The sequence below is a fragment of the Sporosarcina saromensis genome (assembly GCF_054901285.1).
Map to the genome: position 1 here is coordinate 2,541,845 of NZ_CM142738.1, position 19,397 is coordinate 2,561,241.

Here is a 19,397-nt window from a genome sequence, read left to right on the forward strand (position 1 = left end):
TCATTGACTAATAACGATCGATAACAATTTCCGCAAAATTCGTAGCGTCTGATCAGAAAACTCCTCGACTGATGTGGATGCTGCTGACTTATTGCCAAACATCATTGCAAACAAAGCACGTTGTTCTTCCGTCGGCTCATCTGTCGCTAAAAACAAATGAATGACCGATACGCCATTTTTCTCTGCTTCCATCACTGCTGCACGTGTATCCATTATTCCATTCCGATCATAGCCGAATGCTGAAGGTTCACCGTCTGAAAAAACAAGTAGAAATTTATGTTTCTCATTTCGATTGAGTAAGCGTTTCATCATCCATCTGATTGCAAAACCATCACGGTTATCTTCGTTCGCCTCTAGAGAGAGGATGGTTGCACCGTCATCTCTTGTCGTCTTTTCAAATGAATGCAAAATGTCAAATACATTTGGTTGCATTTCTTTGGATGCATGGTTTGCATCTTCATAGTAAGAGGAAATTTCATGATGTACAGCAAGTTGCCGTAATACATCATGAAACAATAAAACGGCTTTTTTTGTTTCATCCAATTTATCCATCATCGAAGCTGACCCGTCCACGAGTAAACCAAAAACTGCATCCAATCGCTCAGAAGGTTTATTCTTCCGATAGAACGGTTTCGGTCTTTCATCTACAACCATTGTCAGTAGATCAGCTGAAAGCCTACCCTTGCTCAATTTTGTTCGTTTGTACTCTTCCTTTTGTTCAATCCGCTTTTTCATCTCTTCTATAAATGAGCGTACAAAAGGTTTCTGTTGTTCTCGCCACTTTAACAGCTTTTCAATTGTCACTGAATCGGTTTTCGCTTCCAATACATGTTCTTTATAAATGACATGAAGATGCTCTTTACCAAAATCGTGACCTGCCTTTTTAAAATCCGACGGTCTCTGGCTTAGAACCTCTTCTTTCATAGGTTTCGCTTGGGATTCCTTTTCGTTCCCTGTCGATGTACCAGAGCCAATTTCATGTATTTCGGCATCGTCATTTCCTTCCACTGCGTCTGTCCCATTCCCTTTTCCAGCTCGACCATGTTCCAACTCATACTGCAAGTGAACACCTGTTTCCCGTTCACTTTCACGGTGCCACGTCCGAAACAGCTCTTCTATGGTGTCTTTCGTTTCTTCATCTCCTAGTTGTGCGTCCCGCATTCCGTCATGGTAATGAAAAACGTCATTTTGTTCGGTAATTGCTTCGCCCACCGCATAATATTGACGAATGAGATCTTTTTCAATTTGACCTTCCACGATGAACATGATGCGATGTACGAGTTGAACCATATCATATGTGTTTCTCGCATCCGTTGCGTGCATTGCGAGCATTTGAACTTGTTCCATTGGAAATGGCCAGCTTAACGGTTGTAACGAAAGTGAACCTGCATGTATTGTTTGAAAGAGGTAATTCAGAAAGGCATCCGCAAGAAATCCTTGCTGCCGATTTGCTGTTAATTGATCGTGATGATAATCCAGCATGACGTCTCGTCGAATTGAAAATGCTCTCTTCGTTCCGGGACGACTCTTTTCAATCTTGTCGATTAATCTAAATTCTTCAAATAACAAGAGCAAATGTTCAGCAAGCTTCTTTAAAGGATGCCTCTCATAATAGTGTCGGAACTGCAACCAATCTTTCACAGAAAAGTACTTCCAAAAACCTGCTGTTAGTAAATAGACATCAGACAATCTACCCGCATGAGTCACGACTTCATTTCGATGCCTCCAAAAAACGCTCAGTGAAATGATCCCCTCTTTAGGTTGAAACTCCACTAACTTCCGCTCCGTCAATTTTATATACGGAGCGTCTGCTAGCGCCATGCCTACCCGTTCGTATAATAGGAGTTTGTTGACGTCGACAGATTCGTCATTGAATTGAATGAATCGATTCAATTTCACCAATTGGCTCGCCTCATTTCACCCATGTAACGACTAGCTCCATGACTAAATCACGCTCTATTTTATCTTCCAATTTTTCAGCAATCGCGTATGTGATGGCCCGCTCAAGAGGCATATGTTCCGCTAATGCAAGTGCATCCAACAAACTTCTGACGGAGGCAGCTTCCTCAGCCAACAGCCCGTTTAACACTTGTTTCTTTAGGTCTTCGTGAATGTGAAGAAATGTCTCAACCATTTGCGGAGTCGCAGATGGATACAATGCTGTCATGACCTTTTCGAGTTGATCGCCCGTTAAGTAAGGGATGGAGAACGTGACAAATCTGTTTTTCAAAGCTTCGTTCATAGGTGAAGTACCGACATACCCTTCATTGATAGCTGCAATGACCGTAAAGTCTTCATGTGCATGGATCACTTCACCGGTAAATGGATTTGTCAACATTCTCCGATGGTCTAGCACACTATGGAGGATCGGAAGTGTTTCCGGCTTCGCCATATTAATTTCATCGATATACAAAATATGTCCATTTTTCATTGCCTGGACGACGGGACCTTCCACAAATTCAATATGCGTATTTCCTTCTTTCGCAATAATTGTCTTAAACCCTAACATCGACTCGGCATCTAAATCGACAGAGCAATTAATGCTTTGCATCGGTTGCTGAAAATAGGCTGAAATACTTTGTGCAAGTTTAGTTTTCCCCGAACCGGAAGGACCTTTTAATAGAATCGGTTTTTGCAACACGACTCCAATTAGAATATCTTCCCATAATGAAGGAATTGGAGAAATGTAGCCACCTTGTTGGATCAATGTGTGATCATTTTGCGTATATTGCCGATCTACACGACGTTTTTGGGTATCAAGCACAAGTTTATTCATTCGTAATCAATCCTTTTCATTCGTAAAAAGCCCAATGCCGAGCGAAGCGACATTGGGTAACATTTTATTCGAAATAGGTTTTATAATAGCCGCCGACTTTACCTGTATTGTCTACGATAAAGAAGAATTCATCCGTTTCATTTTTCACTTCGTATTCTTTGCCAGGGGTTAATACATTCGTCACCACGTATTTCTCTGCATCAGCATGCTTACAAACTACTGTACGAATTGTCGGAGCAGTTGTCCATTCTGTAAATGTCATTTCATACACTCTCCTTTGCGTTCATTTGAAAAAGACCCGAATAGATCGGGTCCTCGTTAAGCTGTTTTTATTACGAACCGAGAAGAAGGTCTTCAGGGTTTTCAATTAATTCTTTTACCATTTTCAAGAAACCAACAGAATCTTTTCCGTCAATTACACGGTGATCGTATGATAATGCAATGTACATCATCGGACGAATTTCAACTTTATCGCCAACAGCGATTGGACGCTTTTGGATAGTATGCATACCAAGAATTCCTACTTGCGTACCATTAAGGATTGGTGTAGAAAGGAGTGATCCAAATACCCCACCATTTGTAATCGTGAACGAACCGCCGCTCATGTCCGCAAGCGTTAATTTATTGTCGCGTGCTTTCGCTGCAAGTTCACCGATGTTCGCCTCGATTTCTGCGAAGTTTTTACGGTCCGCATCACGAACGATTGGTACAACAAGACCACCTTCAGTTGACACAGCAATTCCTACGTCAAAATAATGCTTCAGGATGATTTCATCGCCATCGATTTCAGAGTTGACATATGGGTATTTTTTCAATGCTGCAACGACAGCTTTCGTAAAGAATGACATGAAGCCAAGGCGCACATCATTTTTGTCGAAAAACTCATCTTTCTTGCGAGAACGTAGTTCCATGACTGCAGTCATATCTACTTCGTTGAAAGTCGTCAACATTGCTGTAGATTGCTTCACTTCCAATAGACGTTTCGCAATCGTTTGACGACGACGTGTCATCTTTTCGCGTGTTTCGCGTCCGTCTTCAACTGCTGGTGCAGCTGCTTTTGGAGCTGGCGCTGCTTGTGCAGCAGGAGCTTTAGGAGCTGTTCCGTGTGCTTCAACATCTTGCACGCGTACACGACCCATTGGATCCACGGTAGATACAGCAGCCAAATCGATTCCTTTTTCACGCGCTAGTTTGCGAGCTGCAGGACTTGCAATCGTACGATCAGTAGATGATGCTTCTTCTGCTGGTTGCGCTGGCGCTGCTTCAGGTGTAGCGGCAGGTGCTTCTTCCGTTTTTGGTGTAGACGCAGCTGATTGAGCTGCAGGGGCACCTGCACCTTCTCCAACTACCGCAATTACTTGACCGACTTCAACCGTATCGCCTTCACCAGCAAGTAGTTCTTGGATGACTCCTGCTTCTTCAGAAATGACTTCAACGTTTACTTTATCTGTTTCCAATTCAACGATGAATTCACCTTTTTCTACGCTTTCACCAGGTTGTTTCAACCATTTTGCAATTGTTCCTTCTGTAATCGATTCTGCAAGTTCAGGTACTCTAATCTCTGCCACAATAAATTCCTCCTCTGTTCTAACCGTTTAAACGGTAACTAACATTGCAATTTCATGTAGGATATAGACTTATTTTTTTAAAGCTTCATCAATAATGCGCTGTTGTTCGACTTTATGGTCTTCCCCGTTTCCTTCTGAAGGGCTCGCTCGATGAATACGGCCAACATAAGAGATGTCTTTGCCGTCTGCAAGTTCACGTAAATATGAATAAGCAAATGACCAAGAACCCATGTTTTTCGGTTCTTCCTGTACCCATACAAGTTCCTTCGCTTTCGGATAACGAGCAAGAATTTCAGCAATCTTATCGGAAGGGAATGGATACAGTTGTTCAACACGAACGATGTGTAAGTGATCGAACCCTTCTCCATCTTTCACCTTCTCAGCGAGGTCAATTGCCATTTTACCACTTGCGAAGAGGATCTTTTTCACTTTTTCAGGTTTTTGACCTGTTCCAGGTTGTTCAAGAACAGTTTGGAAATGGCCGTCTGACAAATCACTGACATCTGCTCCTACTAAAGGATGACGCAACAATGATTTTGGTGAAACGATAACAAGTGGACGTTCCACTTCCGTACCAAGCATTTTCGCCTGTCTACGTAAAATGTGGAAATAGTTTGCCGCACTTGATAGGTTGGCAACTGTCCAGTTATTTTCAGCACAAAGCTGTAAATATCTTTCAAGACGTGCACTGGAGTGTTCTGGGCCTTGCCCTTCGTACGCATGTGGTAACAACATAACCATTCCTGATTGTTGTCCCCATTTTGAGTGACTTGCCGAAATGAATTGGTCAAACATCGCTTGAGCCATATTCGCAAAATCTCCATATTGTGCTTCCCAAATGGACAACGCTTGGTCTTTCTCTAAGTTATACCCAAACTCATAACCGACAACAGCAAATTCTGTTAATGGGCTATTGTACGCTACGAATGATGCATTTGAACCGCTAATATGGTGTAAAGGTACGTATTCTTCGCCAGTTTTTTCATCATGCAACACAAGATGACGATGTGCAAATGTACCACGTTGTACATCTTGCCCTGTCAGACGAATTGGTTTCCCATCTTGTAAAATTGAACCGAATGCTAACTGTTCTGCATGTGCCCAATCCACTTTCCCTTTACCTTTAAACGGCTCTTCCCGGCGTTTCAAAATACGGTTCAATTTGCTGAACACTGTAAAGTTTTCCGGATACGTAAGCAATTCTTCATTCATACGTGTTAACTGCTCTTCTGATACACCTGTTTCAAGGTCTCTTGGATAACCGTTCAAGACGATTTCAGGTGTTGCATTCGAGCTTCGTTTAGCATTTGAAGAATGTTCTTTCACACGATCATAAGCTGATTGCATAACAGCAAATACATCAGAATCCATTTTTTCAACTTCATCTTTGCTCAGAATATTCGCATTCACAAGTTCCTCGCCATACAGTTGTCTTGCCGTAGGGTGTTTATGAATTAAATGATACATCATTGGGTTCGTAACGAGTGGTTCATCCATTTCGTTATGTCCGTATCTTCTATACCCAACTAAGTCTATTAAAATATCCTTACCGAATTTTTGACGGTATTCAAAAGCGAATGCCGCAGCTGCAATCACTGATTCAGGACTGTCTGCATTTACATGCATGATCGGTACTTCAAAACCTTTTGCAGGATCTGATGAATAATGTGTTGATCTTGAATCGTAATATTCGGTTGTAAAGCCAATTGTATTGTTCGCGATAACGTGGATGGATCCGCCCGTACGGTAACCACGCACTCGACTATAGTTAAACGTTTCCGGTACAATTCCTTGCCCAGGGAAAGCGGCATCTCCGTGAATCATAATTGCGTATGCTGCATTTGTATCTTGTACAGGAATCCCTTCATGGTCAGTTGTTTCTTGTGCAGCGCGTGTTTGTCCTGCTACGACCGGATTGACAACTTCCAAATGAGATGGATTGTACGCTAAGAAACGTTCCATCCCCGATGGTCCTTTGTACAAACCGCCCATATGGTATTTCACGTCTCCGAACCAGCCACGCGTCGTGACAAGTGAGCCGTCTTCAGGAAGAAACGGAGATGAAGGAACACCAGCGAACTCCGCGAACATCATTTCGTAAGGTTTGTTCAAAATGTGGGTTAATACATTTAATCGACCACGGTGAGCCATACCAATTAATAGTTTCTTCATTTTTTCCGCTTCTGATTTACGGACAAGTTCATCCAAAAGGACAACAAGTGAATCCAAACCTTCAATGGAGAAACGTTTCGCCCCGACAAAAGTGCGGTGTATGAATTTCTCAAACCCTTCAACTTTTGTCAATCGGTGTAATAGTTCTTTTTTATCTTCAGCTGAAAGACTAACTGAGATTTCCCCATTTTCAATTTTACCTTGAATCCAATTGCGTTCTTCTTCATCAATGACATGTGCAAATTCATAAGCGATTTTGCCAGTGTACAATGATTTCAAATAATTCACTGCATCCAACCCGGTTTCTACAGTAGATGGAGCATTTTTCATAAATAAGGAGGCCGGCATTGTCTGCAAATCGTTTTCTGTTAACCCGTAGTAAGAGAGCTCGAGTCGTGTCGAGTCTTTAGGACGATCATTGAGTGGATAAATATCCGCTGCAAGATGACCATATGCACGAATCGCATCAATTAACGTATACGCAGCTAAAATCTTTCCGAAATCGCCCGTTGGGACGGCAGCTGCTGTTGTTGCCTGCTCAACACCATCCACAGAAGGTGCTCCGTAGCTTCTGAACATTTCTGCAAGCTCTGGATCTACTGATTCTGGTGAAGTTTTGAACAGTTCATACATTTCCATTACATACCCGAGGTTCGGACCTTTGAAAACCGAATAAGGGGAACGTTGGGCACCAACATTGTTCGACATGTAAAATGACCTCCACATTTGCCTATTGGCCTGTTGTGTTTATATTTTTTATCCGTATCCATAGTACCACGCAAACAGTCTAACTAAAAGGGTTTAGAACTATTTTATTGACTTTTGCGCCGACAACAACGATACACCTCATTGCATTTGAATGCAACAGTTTATCGACAATTTTTTTACGGCAAAATGTCTCTTCCAGCTAATTTTTGTACGTTAGGATTAATTCAGCCATTTTCGCAGGAGATTTCGTATTTGCAACTTTGACCATATTTGTATGTAATTGTTGCTGATCTTGTAGAAGTTTCTCCAAACAAACTACTAGCTGTTCACGCTCAAGTTCCTCTTCCTTCACGACATTTGCAATACCGAGAGACTGGAAGAGTGATGCATTTACTAGTTGATCTCCCCTACTTTTTGCGGCCGACAATGGAATGAGTAGCATTGGTTTCAATAAGGAGAGCAATTCAAAGATCGCATTTGAACCCGCACGCGATACGGCAAAGTCAGCAGCTGCCAACAAATGCGGCAAACCTTCTGTTACATATTCGAATTGTGTGTAGCCTGTCAAATGCTCCAATGTCTCGTCAATATTTCCTTTACCGCAAAGGTGGATGATTTCAAACATCTCCAGGAGTTCATCCAAATCTTTTCTGACTGCCTCATTCAAGATTGCTGACCCTTGACTTCCCCCCATCACAATAACGACAGGTTTCGTACCAGTCAATCTTGCAATGCGTAGCCCTTCATTTCTATCTCCTGTAAAAATTTCTGGACGGATGACAGCACCTGTGCACGTCGCTTTTCCGGCAGGTACATACTCCAACGTCTGTTCAAAAACCGTGAAAATATGATTTGAAAATGGAAGAGCGAGCTTGTTTGCCAATCCAGGTGTCACATCTGACTCATGTACAACTACCGGAACTTTCGCAAGTTTAGCTGCTAGCACGACTGGGACTGATACAAAACCACCTTTTGAAAAGACAATTTCAGGCTTTAATTTTCGCAGAATCGCGAACGCTTGTAGGGCGCCTGCTCCAACACGTACAGGATCCGTAAAGTTTTTCATGGAAAAATAACGGCGAAGTTTACCACTTTGTATCGCATGATACGTAACTTCCTTATGTCTACCTTGAATTAACTCTTTTTCAATTCCATCATGGGAACCAATATAATGAATTTCATAGCCCTTCTCCAAAAATTCTGGAATAAGCGCTTCATTGACGGAAACATGCCCTGCAGTTCCGCCGCCTGTTAGTACTATAACCGGCCGTTTCATCTGGCCATTCACCTCTTCAATTGAATATAAGCATATCTAAAATGCTTCTTTGCTATTATAGCAGAGAAATCATGGTACAATGTTGATTGATTTATTTCGATCAAAATTTATGTTCTTACTGTCAACGGTCAATAAAGTTAGGAGTTCGTGCTATGGAAGAAGTTACATCACTAAAAGCAAAGTCCACAACATTTGCAAAAATCGTCATACCCATTCTCATTACGCAAGTAGCCTTATACATGATGACGTTTTTTGATATTCTCATGACTGGAAGATACAACACCGAAGATTTAGCAGGTGTAACGATCGGCTCCTCTTTTTGGGTGCCTGTATATACTGGCTTATCTGGCATTCTTATGGGCTTAACCCCAATGATTGCACACTATATTGGTGCAGGTAAAAAACACGAAACGCGACCATCTGTCCAACAAGGGCTTTACGTTTCCCTCGTCCTCTCTATAGTAGTGTTCACACTTGTATTGGTTGCCATTATTCCTGCAATCCAAAACATGCCGTTAGAAGCCCCGGTAAAAGTAGTTGCGGGTCATTATTTACAAGGGATGAGTATTGGATTAATTCCACTCTTCGCCTACACAGTGTTGCGTTCGTTCTTTGATGCGCTTGGTTCAACACGAGTGTCAATGTTTATCATTTTACTTTCTGCACCTATCAACATTGCGCTCAATTATTTACTCATCTTTGGGAATTTCGGCTTCCCTGAATTGGGTGGAGCAGGTGCTGGATATGCTTCCGGTATCACCTACTGGATTGTGCTAAGTATTGCGATCTTAATTGCTTGGAAACGCAAACCTTTTCAATCGTATCAGTTATTTAAAGGTTGGCAACGTGTTTCCTTTGCAAAATGCCTCGAAATTATAAAAATCGGTGTTCCAATCGGCCTTTCAATATTTGTCGAAATCAGCATTTTCTCTGTCGTTACATTGCTAATGAGCGGCTATACGACAGAAACAATCTCAGCACACCAAATCGCTTTGAACTTTACGTCTCTCCTCTATATGATACCGCTCAGCATCTCGATGGGTGCAACAATTTTAGTTGGTCAAGCAGTCGGTGCACGGAAAATGAAGACGGCTAAACAATATAGTTTTCTTGCAGTCGGTCTAGCGGTTCTATTTAGTTTCATTTCAATCGTCATTTTATTAGTCTTTAGACAACCCATTGCATCGTTGTATACGACAGATCAGACGATCATCGAGCTAGCCGTTCATTTCTTTGTGTTTGCTGCGTTTTTCCAATTGTCTGATGCGATTCAAGCACCTATACAAGGATCACTTCGAGGCTATAAAGATGTGAATATGACGTTCATAATGGCGATTATCTCTTTCTGGGGCATTGGGCTTCCAGTCGGTTATTTCACAGCTATGTATACGGAACTTGGTCCATTTGGATATTGGGTTGGCCTTATCGTTGGATTGACAATTGGTGCGATTACGTTAAGCTTACGTTTACGTGTGATTCAAAAGAGACATGAACTCAAAGAAACAGCTTGATGTCATACTAGCAAAATCGATTATCAATTGTCACTTCAGGTATGTTGATTAACAAATTTACGGGATATAAGAGTATATAATTTCCCTTGTACTCTCGATAAACAGCGGATTTCCGCTCCAGGCGGACGCGTTCCGCGGGCACGGCTTCAGCCAAGCGAACTGCGAAGGGTGAGCTTTGCCGTATTTCTGTGCTTTTTACAGAAATTAAGGCAGCATTTTATTCCCTCGCTTCGCTCAGTCCAGGGTCTTCAGCTCGCGCTGTTCCCGCTGGAGTCGCCGCCTTCTGCTCCAATCCTGATGAGCGTTTTCTACAGTGAGAGGCAAATAAGTTGTCGTCACAAAATAGTTAGCTGGAGTTCATGCGCCGATCCTCGAAAATGCTACGCATTTCCTTCGTGAGGTCAGTATTCGGGGGAGCCTTTTCAATGTCCTGCGGGGGATAACACGATTGGTGAGACCCTGCAGCTAAAGCCGTCACGCAGAACGGCTTTTGTGTACAAAAGACGAGCGTTGTGAGCAAGGATGTCCTTGCCCCGCGGAAAGCGTGTGCCGAAACGCAAGTCAACGGTTTCGAAGAAGTCTACTTGTTAATAAGTGTTTATTCAAACAAACGTATTGTCACTTCACTTTCTAGAAAACGTTTTTCAAGCCCCCTTATCCATATGCCTTAATTGTTGATTGCATGAAAAGCATTTCCAACCAATAAAAATTTGCTTAGAAAAAACGCATGGAACCAGATGGTAAACTGGTTCCATGCGTTTCTATTGTTAAGATACTACTTCCTAATACTGTGAAGCTTACTTCTGGATGAATTGTTGTGTCCAGTAGTGGCCATTTGCATCATATCCGATACCGATGTGTGTGAAACTTGGTGTTAGGATATTTTGTCTGTGACCAGGTGAATCCATCCAAGCTTTGACAACTTCTTCTGCACTACGTTGGCCCATTGCAATGTTTTCAGCTGCAGCACGGTAAGAGATACCGTTAGCTTTCATTTGATCGAACGGAGAACCGTAAGTTGGACTTGTATGAGAGAAATAATTGTTTTTCGCCATATCTGTTGATTTTTGACGAGCAGAATTCATTAGTTTCGCATCGATTTGCAATGGTTGAAGTCCCGCTTTTTGTCTTTCAGCATTCGTCAAGTTCAAAACAGCTTGCTCAATAGCAGAAATGGATGCGTTTTGACCTGGGTTTGTTGATGGTTGTTGTGGTGCTGGCTTGCTTGGTTGTTGTGTCGGTGGTGTAGATGGTTTCTCCACCGGTTTATTTGGTGTAACCGGTTTTTGTGGCACTACCGGCTTGCTTGGTGTTTCAGGTTTTTGTTCGTTACCCGGTTTGTTTGGAGTAACTGGTTTTTGTTGTTCAGGCTTAACCGGTTTTTCTACGTTTACAAATATATTTTCACCAAATTGTTCTTTCAGTTTATCAAGATAGGAAGTAAAGTAGTTGTTTACTTCGTTGAGAGAATTGAATTTCCCCTCATATACATAATATTGTACGTCCTCTATTGTTTTTTGAACCTTTGCATCGTTTAATTGAGTTGATGCTTCTACACTATTGTTGTTCGGCAGCAAGAGCGCCGAACCGAGTAAGATGACAGCCATCGATTTTTTCATCTCTTAACTCCTCCCTTCGCAAACTATCATATCGCAAAGTTGAAGTTGAGAATCGACAAGATTATCCAGCATAACCAAAGAATTTAAGTTTCCCTTTGTTTAAGTAGTTTCGCAAAGGCGTTTTTGGATAATTAAGGAGTGCTAGTTTATTATTTCATCTCAAGTAGGGTTGACATATTAAGATTGTTTGCTAGAAGGATATACATATTCAAGGCCCTTGATGCCTTCACCAATTACAACAAGTGAAGGATCCATTTTTACATACTCAGGAAGCCAGTTGACCATTCCGTATGCATATTGAAATAAAAACGGATGACTTGCGCCTTCAACGGGAACATATCCTTTCATACGGTAGACAGTATCCGGCAATGCTTTGACCCATTGCTCAAAATGTTCTTTTTGTACAGGTTTCTCTAAAACAATCAATTTAGATGACAACGGCAAATTTTTACCTGAAATGATCGGTTTTGTCGGTAATTGTTGCAGCTTTTGTAGCGTTTCTTCTATATAAGCAAACGAAACTTGTGCATTACTTGTTTGGATGATCGGTGCATTTTCATTGAAATTAGCAAGTTCCATCGATACGGTAGCTAATTGGCTTTCTGTCAATAAATCCGTTTTATTCAAGACAAGTAGATGTGCATGTTTAATCTGTTCCATGAATAACGCACGGATCTGCGGAGACATGGTATGACGCTCAATCCATCGTTTGGCGTCAGCAACCGTTACAATGCCTTTCACATCCAAGCGGTCCGCAAATAGCGGGGAATAGACGGCATCCAGCGCTTCAACAGGATGAGCAGCACCCGTCGTTTCAATAAGGATGACGTCAACCTCATATTCTTCTAAAAGGCCTTGTAACTGTGCCTCCGTTTTCTCAGATCCCGTACAGCAGATGCACCCATTCAACAATTCTTTAAGTGGCACATCCTTTGAATCTCCTACCGTGTCCGAATCAATGGAAATGGCACCAAATTCATTCATGAGAACGGCTGGCTTCAGCCCTTGTTCTTTAATTTGCTGTATCAAGTTCACGAGCAATGATGTTTTACCACTTCCTAGAAAACCACTTAACAAATACACATCTGTCATTTGAATACCTCCCTAATTTCTATTGGAAAAGCGCCCAACCAAAAGGATTGGACGCTTTTTATCAGTTTTGAAGCTGTTCCATTACGACTTCTTTCGCTTTTAGCAATTGTGGATCTTCGTTACGGATTTTATCTCTTAAAGCATTCATGAGACCGTAAGTTGTTTCACCAGCTAAAATACCGTTTGTTTCGATTGATAGCTTTTCTTGAAGTGCTTTTACTGCTTCGGTTGTCTGTTCGTCATACAAGCCGTCGATTTCACCTGTATCATATCCAACTGCATCCAACATTTCCTCAGCAGTTTTCACAGCTGGTGAGACGGTCCCTTCCTTCATCTCCATCGTAGGATCAAGGAAAGGTAACATTGCATAGGAAGGGTATTGCACTTCGATATCCGGCGCAATTCCTTTTTCGTGAATCCAGTTACCGTCAGGTGTTAACCATTTCGCAGTTGTAAGCTTCAAGTTCGATCCATCTGGCAAGTCTTTCGGCGTTTGGACAGTCCCTTTGCCATATGTCTTCATCCCGATCAGCTTAACGTTTGCAGACTCTTTCAACGCCCCAGCAAGTATTTCTGAAGCCGACGCACTGCCGTCGTCAATGACGAGTGTAACAGGAACGGTCACCTTTCTACCGCCTGAGGCGACGTAAACTTCTGGTTTGTTTCCTTTTCCTTCATATTGGAAGAGATTTTTTCCTTCTTCTACAAAGAGGTCTGAAATGTCAATGGCCGTATCCAATCTGCCGCCAGGATTTTGTCTGACGTCCATAATTAGACCTTCCATCCCTTGCGCTTCCATTTCATCCAAAGCAGCTTCTAGCTCTTCATACGTATGTTCAGAAAAACTTGTAATGCGAATGTGCGCGATTTTATCCGCTAACATTTCAGCGTATACGGTTTCAATCGGAATGATATCTCTTTCAATTTTCACATCAAAAGGTTCAGCCATTTCTCCTCTTCTCACGGATAATGTGACAGTTGTTCCTTTTTCACCGCGAATTAATAACACTGCTTCTGAAGAGGACATCCCTTGAATGCTTTCTCCATCCACCGCTACGATTAAATCATTCGGTAAGAGTCCCGCACGTTCAGCTGGGGAGTTCTTGATAGGTGAAACGACACTAATATAGCCGTTCAATTCCCGGATTTCCGCACCAATTCCTTCGAAACTCGATGAAATGCTTTCATTCAACTGTTTTGACTCTTGTGCATTCAAGTAGTCTGAAAACGGATCTCCTAATGCTTCGATCATTCCATTAATGGCCCCGTCAATGACGGCGGTTTCATCAATGTCATTGTAATAATTCGATTTCAATTCATCGTACGCATCATACAGCTTCTTAAATTCTTTGCGGTCAGTGGACGGATTTTGCGGGCTGACTACTTCAACTACTTTATCGTCGCCAGTTGTTAATGCAAAAAACGTTACACCTGCAGTCGCAAGGACAAGTCCGAATATGAGCATTACTAAGGAGAACGGTTTTAACTGAATATAACGTTTAGCAGGCGGTTCATAGTTTGCTTGTTCTTCTTGAGGCCTGTTGTTCTCTTTTTCGTCCATCCCATTCCCAACTTTCTTCCTCATTATGTGAGTTTATTCAAAAAAAGACCGCTTTTCATGTTGCGAGCGGTCCTAAGGTGCACTCTTATTGAATTGCAGCGTCCAATGCAACGACAATCATGTCATTGAAAGTTGTTTGGCGCTCTTCAGAAGTCGTTACTTCACCTGTAAGAATATGATCACTTACTGTCAAGACAGCCAAAGCTTGTCTGCCATATTTCGCAGCTAATGTATACAAGGCAGCTGTCTCCATTTCAACAGCAAGCACTCCGTATTGAGCTAATTTTTCATGCTCAGCGTGCTCGTTATAGAAGAAGTCTTCTGTAAATACGTTTCCGACTTGTAAGTGTAAACCTTTTTCAACACCTGCATTGTACGCTTTCAGTAACAAATCAAAGTTAGCTGTTGGTGCATAATCGACACCGTTAAAGAATGTACGGTTAATCGGAGAGTTTGTTGTCGCGCTTTGTGCCAAAATCACGTCTCTTACGTTAACGTCTTTTTGGATCGCGCCACAAGTACCAACACGAATTAATTTTTGTACATCGAATTCTTGCATTAGTTCGTTAATGTAGATGGAAATGGATGGTACACCCATTCCAGTCCCTTGAACAGAAATACGTTTCCCTTTATATGTCCCTGTATAACCGAACATATTTCGCACTTCGTTATATTGCGTTACGTCCTCTAAAAATGTTTCTGCAATATACTTTGCTCGTAATGGATCTCCTGGTAATAGAATTGTGTCGGCAATATCGCCTTTTTTCGCATTAATATGTATGCTCAATTATCACGCCTACCTTTCAAATTTCTGTCCTAATCATACAGTTTATCAGCTTATTATGCAATGAAGATGGTAAATACATCTAAAGAAACTGGTCTTCATAATGCGCATACAATTCGTCGAAAACAATACTTGGCATATTTGGATCCGCTTTGTCTTCTACATATCGAGAAAGACTATCAAAATGCTTCTCATCTTTAGGGAAACTTAGGTCGTTAAACATTGCCTCAGCAAAAATGACATTGACATCGTTTTTACCTCCACCTCGATAGGATAAAGCAAACTGGTAAAAAGATCGGTCCATCACAGCACATCCCTTCACTTATTAAATAAGCTTTTGTATTCCTCGTATCCTTCTTTGTCGAGCTCGCTCAGCGGAATGAAGCGCAATGCTGCTGAATTAATGCAATACCGAAGACCTGCAGGCCCTGGTCCATCAGGGAAAACATGTCCAAGATGAGAATCAGCTGTTTTGCTTCTCACTTCTGTCCGACGCATACCATGGCTCGCATCAAAATGTTCCGTCACTTCCGTTTCAACAATCGGTTTTGAAAAACTCGGCCATCCACAACCTGCGTCAAATTTATCTTTTGAACTGAACAATGGTTTTCCAGACACGATATCAACATAAATCCCTTCCTCAAAATGTTGGTCAAATTCATTTTGGTAAGGCGGCTCTGTTCCATTTTCTTGTGTGACATAGTATTGCATGGGTGTTAACGTCTTTTTTAGTTCATCTTTCATGCTTGATCACCCCAATGTTCTTTTTTAAAGCGCTCTCTTCCTGAACCAATTGCATAACGCTCATAGTGACTTGGATTTTTCATGTAATAGTTTTGGTGCTCCTCTTCAGCTGCATAAAACGGTTTTGCAGGAAGAATCTCCGTTTGAATGGACTTCGTGAACTTTCCTGAATCTTGTAACTGTTGTTTTGAAGCTTTTGCAAGCACCTCTTGTTCATTGGTATGCGTGAAAATCGCGGTTTGGTACGATTCTCCACGGTCAAAAAACTGACCACCAGCATCCGTTGGGTCGATTTGTCGCCAAAAGATGTTTAGCAGCTCTTCGTAAGTTATGATTGTGTCATCGAAAGTCACTTGAACTGCTTCACGATGACCTGTCGTATTCGTACATACTTGTTCGTAAGACGGATTTGGCACTTCTCCACCTGTATAGCCGGACACAACAGATAGCACACCATCATACCGGTCAAACGGCTTCACCATACACCAAAAACATCCTCCTGCGAATGTCGCTCGTTGAATCGCCATGCATTTTCCTCCTTAATTGTTAGGAATGGTTACTTCCAACTCGATCTCATCTTCCGCAAGGTTAAACGTTTTAGCTCGCACTTGTAAATTACCGGATACCGGCAGTTCAGATAAGTCGATGAAAATCTCTTCCTCTTTAGGACGAACAATCATCCATTCCGGCAAATCAATTGAATCGCGTAACACTTTTAGTACAGTAGCGGGTGGAATATTTAAATTCGCGATTTCCATAGATGATTGTTTAAGTATCAAGTTGCCGTCTTCTAACACAACCGGATCAAAATTCATATAGATAGGAGCGGTTACACCAAAAACCGTCAACTCCGAATAAAGAACCAGTTCGTCTTTCACTTCAATCGTGACAGGAAGCGGCTTGCCTTTCATAGCTTTTCGCAAATAGTTATTCGCAAGAACTTCCACATCATCTCGAGAAGCTTTTACAAGTAACACACTTCCTTTACTCGCAGAACGATCAGCAGTAGGAAGCGGTTCTGACTTCCCAGACGTATCTAAAAACAAGATTAACGCAATTACGCCGGCACAAAGCAGGCCGATCAACGTAAAAAAAGCAATTTTCCATCGATTCACAAACGGTCACCTCTACATATCCAATTTCCCATCCGATAATTCTGTCAAACCACATGCATCGATTTTTTCTATTAAGCGGTTTGCCATTGACTCATATCCTTTCGCATTAGGATGAAAGAAATCAGAATGGTACACCATATTATCATTGCCAACAAACAGGTCATTTACAGGTGCAAAACAAGCTTTTCCGTCCATGATTGTCTGAATTTCAATTGCTTCATTCCAATCCTCGATAATCGTATCGAATTCGTTCGATTCATCGGTCACGAGTGACAACGGATTGTATAAACCTGCAACAACAATTACGACATCACCATTTAGCCCTCTGATCGTCTTGAAAATCTCATCTAGACGATTTTCAAATTTCCCCAACTCCTTATAAAAGGGTTCCGCTTGTAAATTGAAGAGATGCTTTTTTACCACTTTCATAATATCATTCCCACCAATTGTCAAATAAATGACATCAGCTTCCTTAATGGAATCTTGGATTTCCGGGTCTTCAAGTTGTTCAATCAATTGATCACTCCGTCGTCCTCTCTTCGCTAAGTTGGATGCGTCCAAGTCACTTACCCCTTTCCAATTTTGCATGGCAAGGGTAACACGGCCAAAATAGCCATCTCTTTTATACTCATCTCCTACACCTTGCGTAAGAGAGTCTCCTAATCCGATAACAGTGATCTTCTCAGGGACAAAGTAATCATGAACGAAAAAGTCAGTGAGCGCTAGAGAGTTACGCGCCGAAAAAGACGGATGGACAACTCGTTCCTCTGCTTGACAACCTGCAACAACGAATGAGAAGACGAGTAAGAATAAAACTCTTCTCATGAACACAATTCCCCTTTTTTATTTAGTGAATTCTCTTACTGGTGTATCATTCAGCGTAATACATGAACCCAATCGCACCTTCTCCAGTATGTGTACTAATGATTGGTGAAGTGAACGAGAATTTCACATCTTTCCAGCCAGTCTCTTCAATTTTTTTCAGTAGTGGTTCAGCCATTGCAAGGCCATTCGCATGTGAAAGGCCAATAGAACGGACGATTTTGCCTTTCGTTTCCTCTGTAAATGCCTTAAATAAATGGCTTGCTACTTGTTTATGACTGCGTGCTTTTGCAACGGGTGTGTAGACGCCGTCTTGTAATGTGGCAATCGGCTTAATGTTTAACAAAGAACCGATCATTGCTTTCCCTTTACCAATGCGACCACCTTTTACGAGGTTATCGAGCATATCAACGACCACGTATAATTTCGTATTTTGTCTTACAACCGACAAGCGTTCAACAATTTCCTGCACACTTTTGCCTTCACTCGCCATTTGAGCAGCTTCTACAACTTGGAAAGTCAAAGCATGTGAAATATACATCGAATCGATAACCGTTACTTTTGCATCGGTCATAGCCGCTGCGGCTTCTGCTGATTTGACCGTTCCGCTCATACCACCGGTCATATGAATCGAAATGATTTCACTTCCATCTGCACCGAGCTTATCGTACAATTCTTTAAATACGCCAGTTGCAGGTTGCGAACTTTTAGGCAATTCTTTGCTGTTGTTCATTTTTTCAATGAACGTTTCTGGTTGGATATCAATGCCGTCCATATACGTCTGCCCATCAATATGAATCGTTAAAGGAACGACATGGATGGAATACTGCTCCATATAATTTTCAATCAAATCTGCTGTTGAATCCGTGACAATATGGATTTTTTTCATGAATAGCACTTCCCTTTTCATTTTGGCGACAATCATTATAATTAAGACTAATAGGTTGGAAGGAGGATGGATGATGCCCGAAGCATTTGACTATAAGACAAAAAATGAAGAACTTTGGAATGCCATTACACACGGCATAGGTTTTGTATTAAGCATCCCCGCTCTCGTTCTTTTAGTGTTAGCAGGTATTCGACATGGAACCGCGATTGCGATCGTCAGTTTCACATTATTCGGTGTGTCCATGCTGTTGCTGTTTCTAATGAGTACACTTCTACATAGCATGCCAATCAAACTGAAAAAATTGTTTTCGATATTTGATCACTCAGCAATTTATCTATTGATTGCAGGTACATATACCCCGTTTTTGTTGGTCACAATCAAAGGTGCACTTGGATGGACATTGTTCGGAATCATATGGGGGCTTGCAATCATCGGCATCCTGTTCAAAGTGTTTTTCATCCACAAGTACGAGGTCGTTTCCCTACTATTTTATATTGTAATGGGCTGGCTAATCATCTTTGCCATTAAACCACTTTACATGCATCTGCCAACTGAAGGGTTAATCCTCTTAGTTGCAGGCGGTGTTCTATACACATTCGGCTCGGTATTCTACGCGTGGAGAAAGATTCCTTACAACCATGCAATTTGGCATGTTTTCGTACTTGCCGGCAGTACCGCCATGTATTTCAGCGTCCTCTTATATGTATGAGGACGCTGTTTTTTGTACAACAGTTCGTGTGCTGCAAGTAAGAATTTCGTT

The 19,397-nt window shown here is 41.7% G+C and carries 18 protein-coding genes; 2 read left to right on the forward strand and 16 right to left on the reverse strand.

Annotation, left to right across the window (positions count from 1 at the left end):
* From ACVHUV_RS12800 to murG, 6 genes are all read right to left on the reverse strand, one after another.
* Nucleotides 1-1,902, reverse strand: a complete 1,902-nt coding sequence (locus tag ACVHUV_RS12800; protein ID WP_462084822.1) for a vWA domain-containing protein — start codon at nt 1,900-1,902, stop codon at nt 1-3.
* A 10-nt stretch (nt 1,903-1,912) separates the two neighbouring features.
* Nucleotides 1,913-2,776 (reverse strand): ATP-binding protein, encoded by an 864-nt coding sequence (locus tag ACVHUV_RS12805; protein ID WP_462084823.1) that lies wholly within the window; start codon nt 2,774-2,776, stop codon nt 1,913-1,915.
* Nucleotides 2,777-2,840: 64 nt separating this feature from the next.
* Nucleotides 2,841-3,038 carry a DUF6501 family protein gene (locus tag ACVHUV_RS12810; protein ID WP_317944255.1) on the reverse strand — a complete coding sequence of 66 codons (198 nt, stop codon included), beginning with the start codon at nt 3,036-3,038 and terminating at the stop codon, nt 2,841-2,843.
* Nucleotides 3,039-3,108: 70 nt separating this feature from the next.
* Nucleotides 3,109-4,344, reverse strand: coding sequence for a 2-oxoglutarate dehydrogenase complex dihydrolipoyllysine-residue succinyltransferase (gene odhB, locus ACVHUV_RS12815; RefSeq protein ID WP_462084824.1), 1,236 nt, complete (start codon nt 4,342-4,344; stop codon nt 3,109-3,111).
* 69 nt (nt 4,345-4,413) lie between these two features.
* Nucleotides 4,414-7,224, reverse strand: a complete 2,811-nt coding sequence (locus tag ACVHUV_RS12820) for a 2-oxoglutarate dehydrogenase E1 component (protein WP_462084825.1) — start codon at nt 7,222-7,224, stop codon at nt 4,414-4,416.
* 199 nt (nt 7,225-7,423) lie between these two features.
* Nucleotides 7,424-8,500 carry an undecaprenyldiphospho-muramoylpentapeptide beta-N-acetylglucosaminyltransferase gene (gene murG, locus ACVHUV_RS12825; RefSeq protein ID WP_462084826.1) on the reverse strand — a complete coding sequence of 359 codons (1,077 nt, stop codon included), beginning with the start codon at nt 8,498-8,500 and terminating at the stop codon, nt 7,424-7,426.
* Between the two features lie 152 nt (nt 8,501-8,652).
* Between murG and ACVHUV_RS12830 the strand changes: the two genes are divergently transcribed.
* Complete coding sequence (locus ACVHUV_RS12830) at nt 8,653-10,011, forward strand: MATE family efflux transporter (protein WP_462084827.1); 1,359 nt, start codon at nt 8,653-8,655, stop codon at nt 10,009-10,011.
* Between the two features lie 797 nt (nt 10,012-10,808).
* Here the strand turns inward: ACVHUV_RS12830 and ACVHUV_RS12835 are convergent.
* The 10 genes from ACVHUV_RS12835 to fakB all read right to left on the reverse strand — a co-directional run bounded on the left by ACVHUV_RS12835 (nt 10,809) and on the right by fakB (nt 18,637).
* Entirely contained in the window at nt 10,809-11,630 is an 822-nt protein-coding gene (locus ACVHUV_RS12835; RefSeq protein ID WP_371391423.1) for a CAP domain-containing protein, read from the reverse strand.
* A 177-nt stretch (nt 11,631-11,807) separates the two neighbouring features.
* On the reverse strand, nt 11,808-12,722 hold the full coding sequence (locus tag ACVHUV_RS12840; RefSeq protein WP_371391424.1) for a CobW family GTP-binding protein: 915 nt from the start codon (nt 12,720-12,722) through the stop codon (nt 11,808-11,810).
* Nucleotides 12,723-12,783: 61 nt separating this feature from the next.
* The gene (locus ACVHUV_RS12845; RefSeq protein ID WP_371391425.1) at nt 12,784-14,283 is read right to left on the reverse strand and encodes a lmo1851 family serine protease; all 1,500 of its coding nucleotides are present in this window, start codon (nt 14,281-14,283) and stop codon (nt 12,784-12,786) included.
* Nucleotides 14,284-14,368: 85 nt separating this feature from the next.
* Nucleotides 14,369-15,070, reverse strand: a complete 702-nt coding sequence (gene deoD, locus ACVHUV_RS12850) for a purine-nucleoside phosphorylase (RefSeq protein WP_462084828.1) — start codon at nt 15,068-15,070, stop codon at nt 14,369-14,371.
* A 79-nt stretch (nt 15,071-15,149) separates the two neighbouring features.
* Nucleotides 15,150-15,371, reverse strand: coding sequence for a YozE family protein (locus ACVHUV_RS12855; protein ID WP_462084829.1), 222 nt, complete (start codon nt 15,369-15,371; stop codon nt 15,150-15,152).
* 14 nt (nt 15,372-15,385) lie between these two features.
* The gene (msrB, locus tag ACVHUV_RS12860; RefSeq protein ID WP_371391428.1) at nt 15,386-15,811 is read right to left on the reverse strand and encodes a peptide-methionine (R)-S-oxide reductase MsrB; all 426 of its coding nucleotides are present in this window, start codon (nt 15,809-15,811) and stop codon (nt 15,386-15,388) included.
* A complete protein-coding gene (gene msrA / locus ACVHUV_RS12865) occupies nt 15,808-16,338 on the reverse strand; it encodes a peptide-methionine (S)-S-oxide reductase MsrA (RefSeq protein WP_462084830.1) in 531 nt (176 codons plus the stop codon). Before msrA ends, msrB begins: the two co-directional genes overlap by 4 nt.
* Before the next feature lie 12 nt (nt 16,339-16,350).
* Complete coding sequence (locus tag ACVHUV_RS12870) at nt 16,351-16,926, reverse strand: YpmS family protein (RefSeq protein ID WP_317944270.1); 576 nt, start codon at nt 16,924-16,926, stop codon at nt 16,351-16,353.
* 12 nt (nt 16,927-16,938) lie between these two features.
* Nucleotides 16,939-17,751 (reverse strand): GDSL-type esterase/lipase family protein, encoded by an 813-nt coding sequence (locus ACVHUV_RS12875; RefSeq protein ID WP_462084831.1) that lies wholly within the window; start codon nt 17,749-17,751, stop codon nt 16,939-16,941.
* Nucleotides 17,752-17,797: 46 nt separating this feature from the next.
* Complete coding sequence (gene fakB, locus ACVHUV_RS12880) at nt 17,798-18,637, reverse strand: fatty acid kinase binding subunit FakB (protein WP_317944274.1); 840 nt, start codon at nt 18,635-18,637, stop codon at nt 17,798-17,800.
* Nucleotides 18,638-18,710: 73 nt separating this feature from the next.
* Here fakB and trhA point away from each other — a divergent pair, with 73 nt between their 5' ends.
* Entirely contained in the window at nt 18,711-19,346 is a 636-nt protein-coding gene (trhA, locus tag ACVHUV_RS12885) for a PAQR family membrane homeostasis protein TrhA (protein ID WP_317944276.1), read from the forward strand.
* The last annotated feature ends 51 nt before the right edge of the window (nt 19,347-19,397 follow it).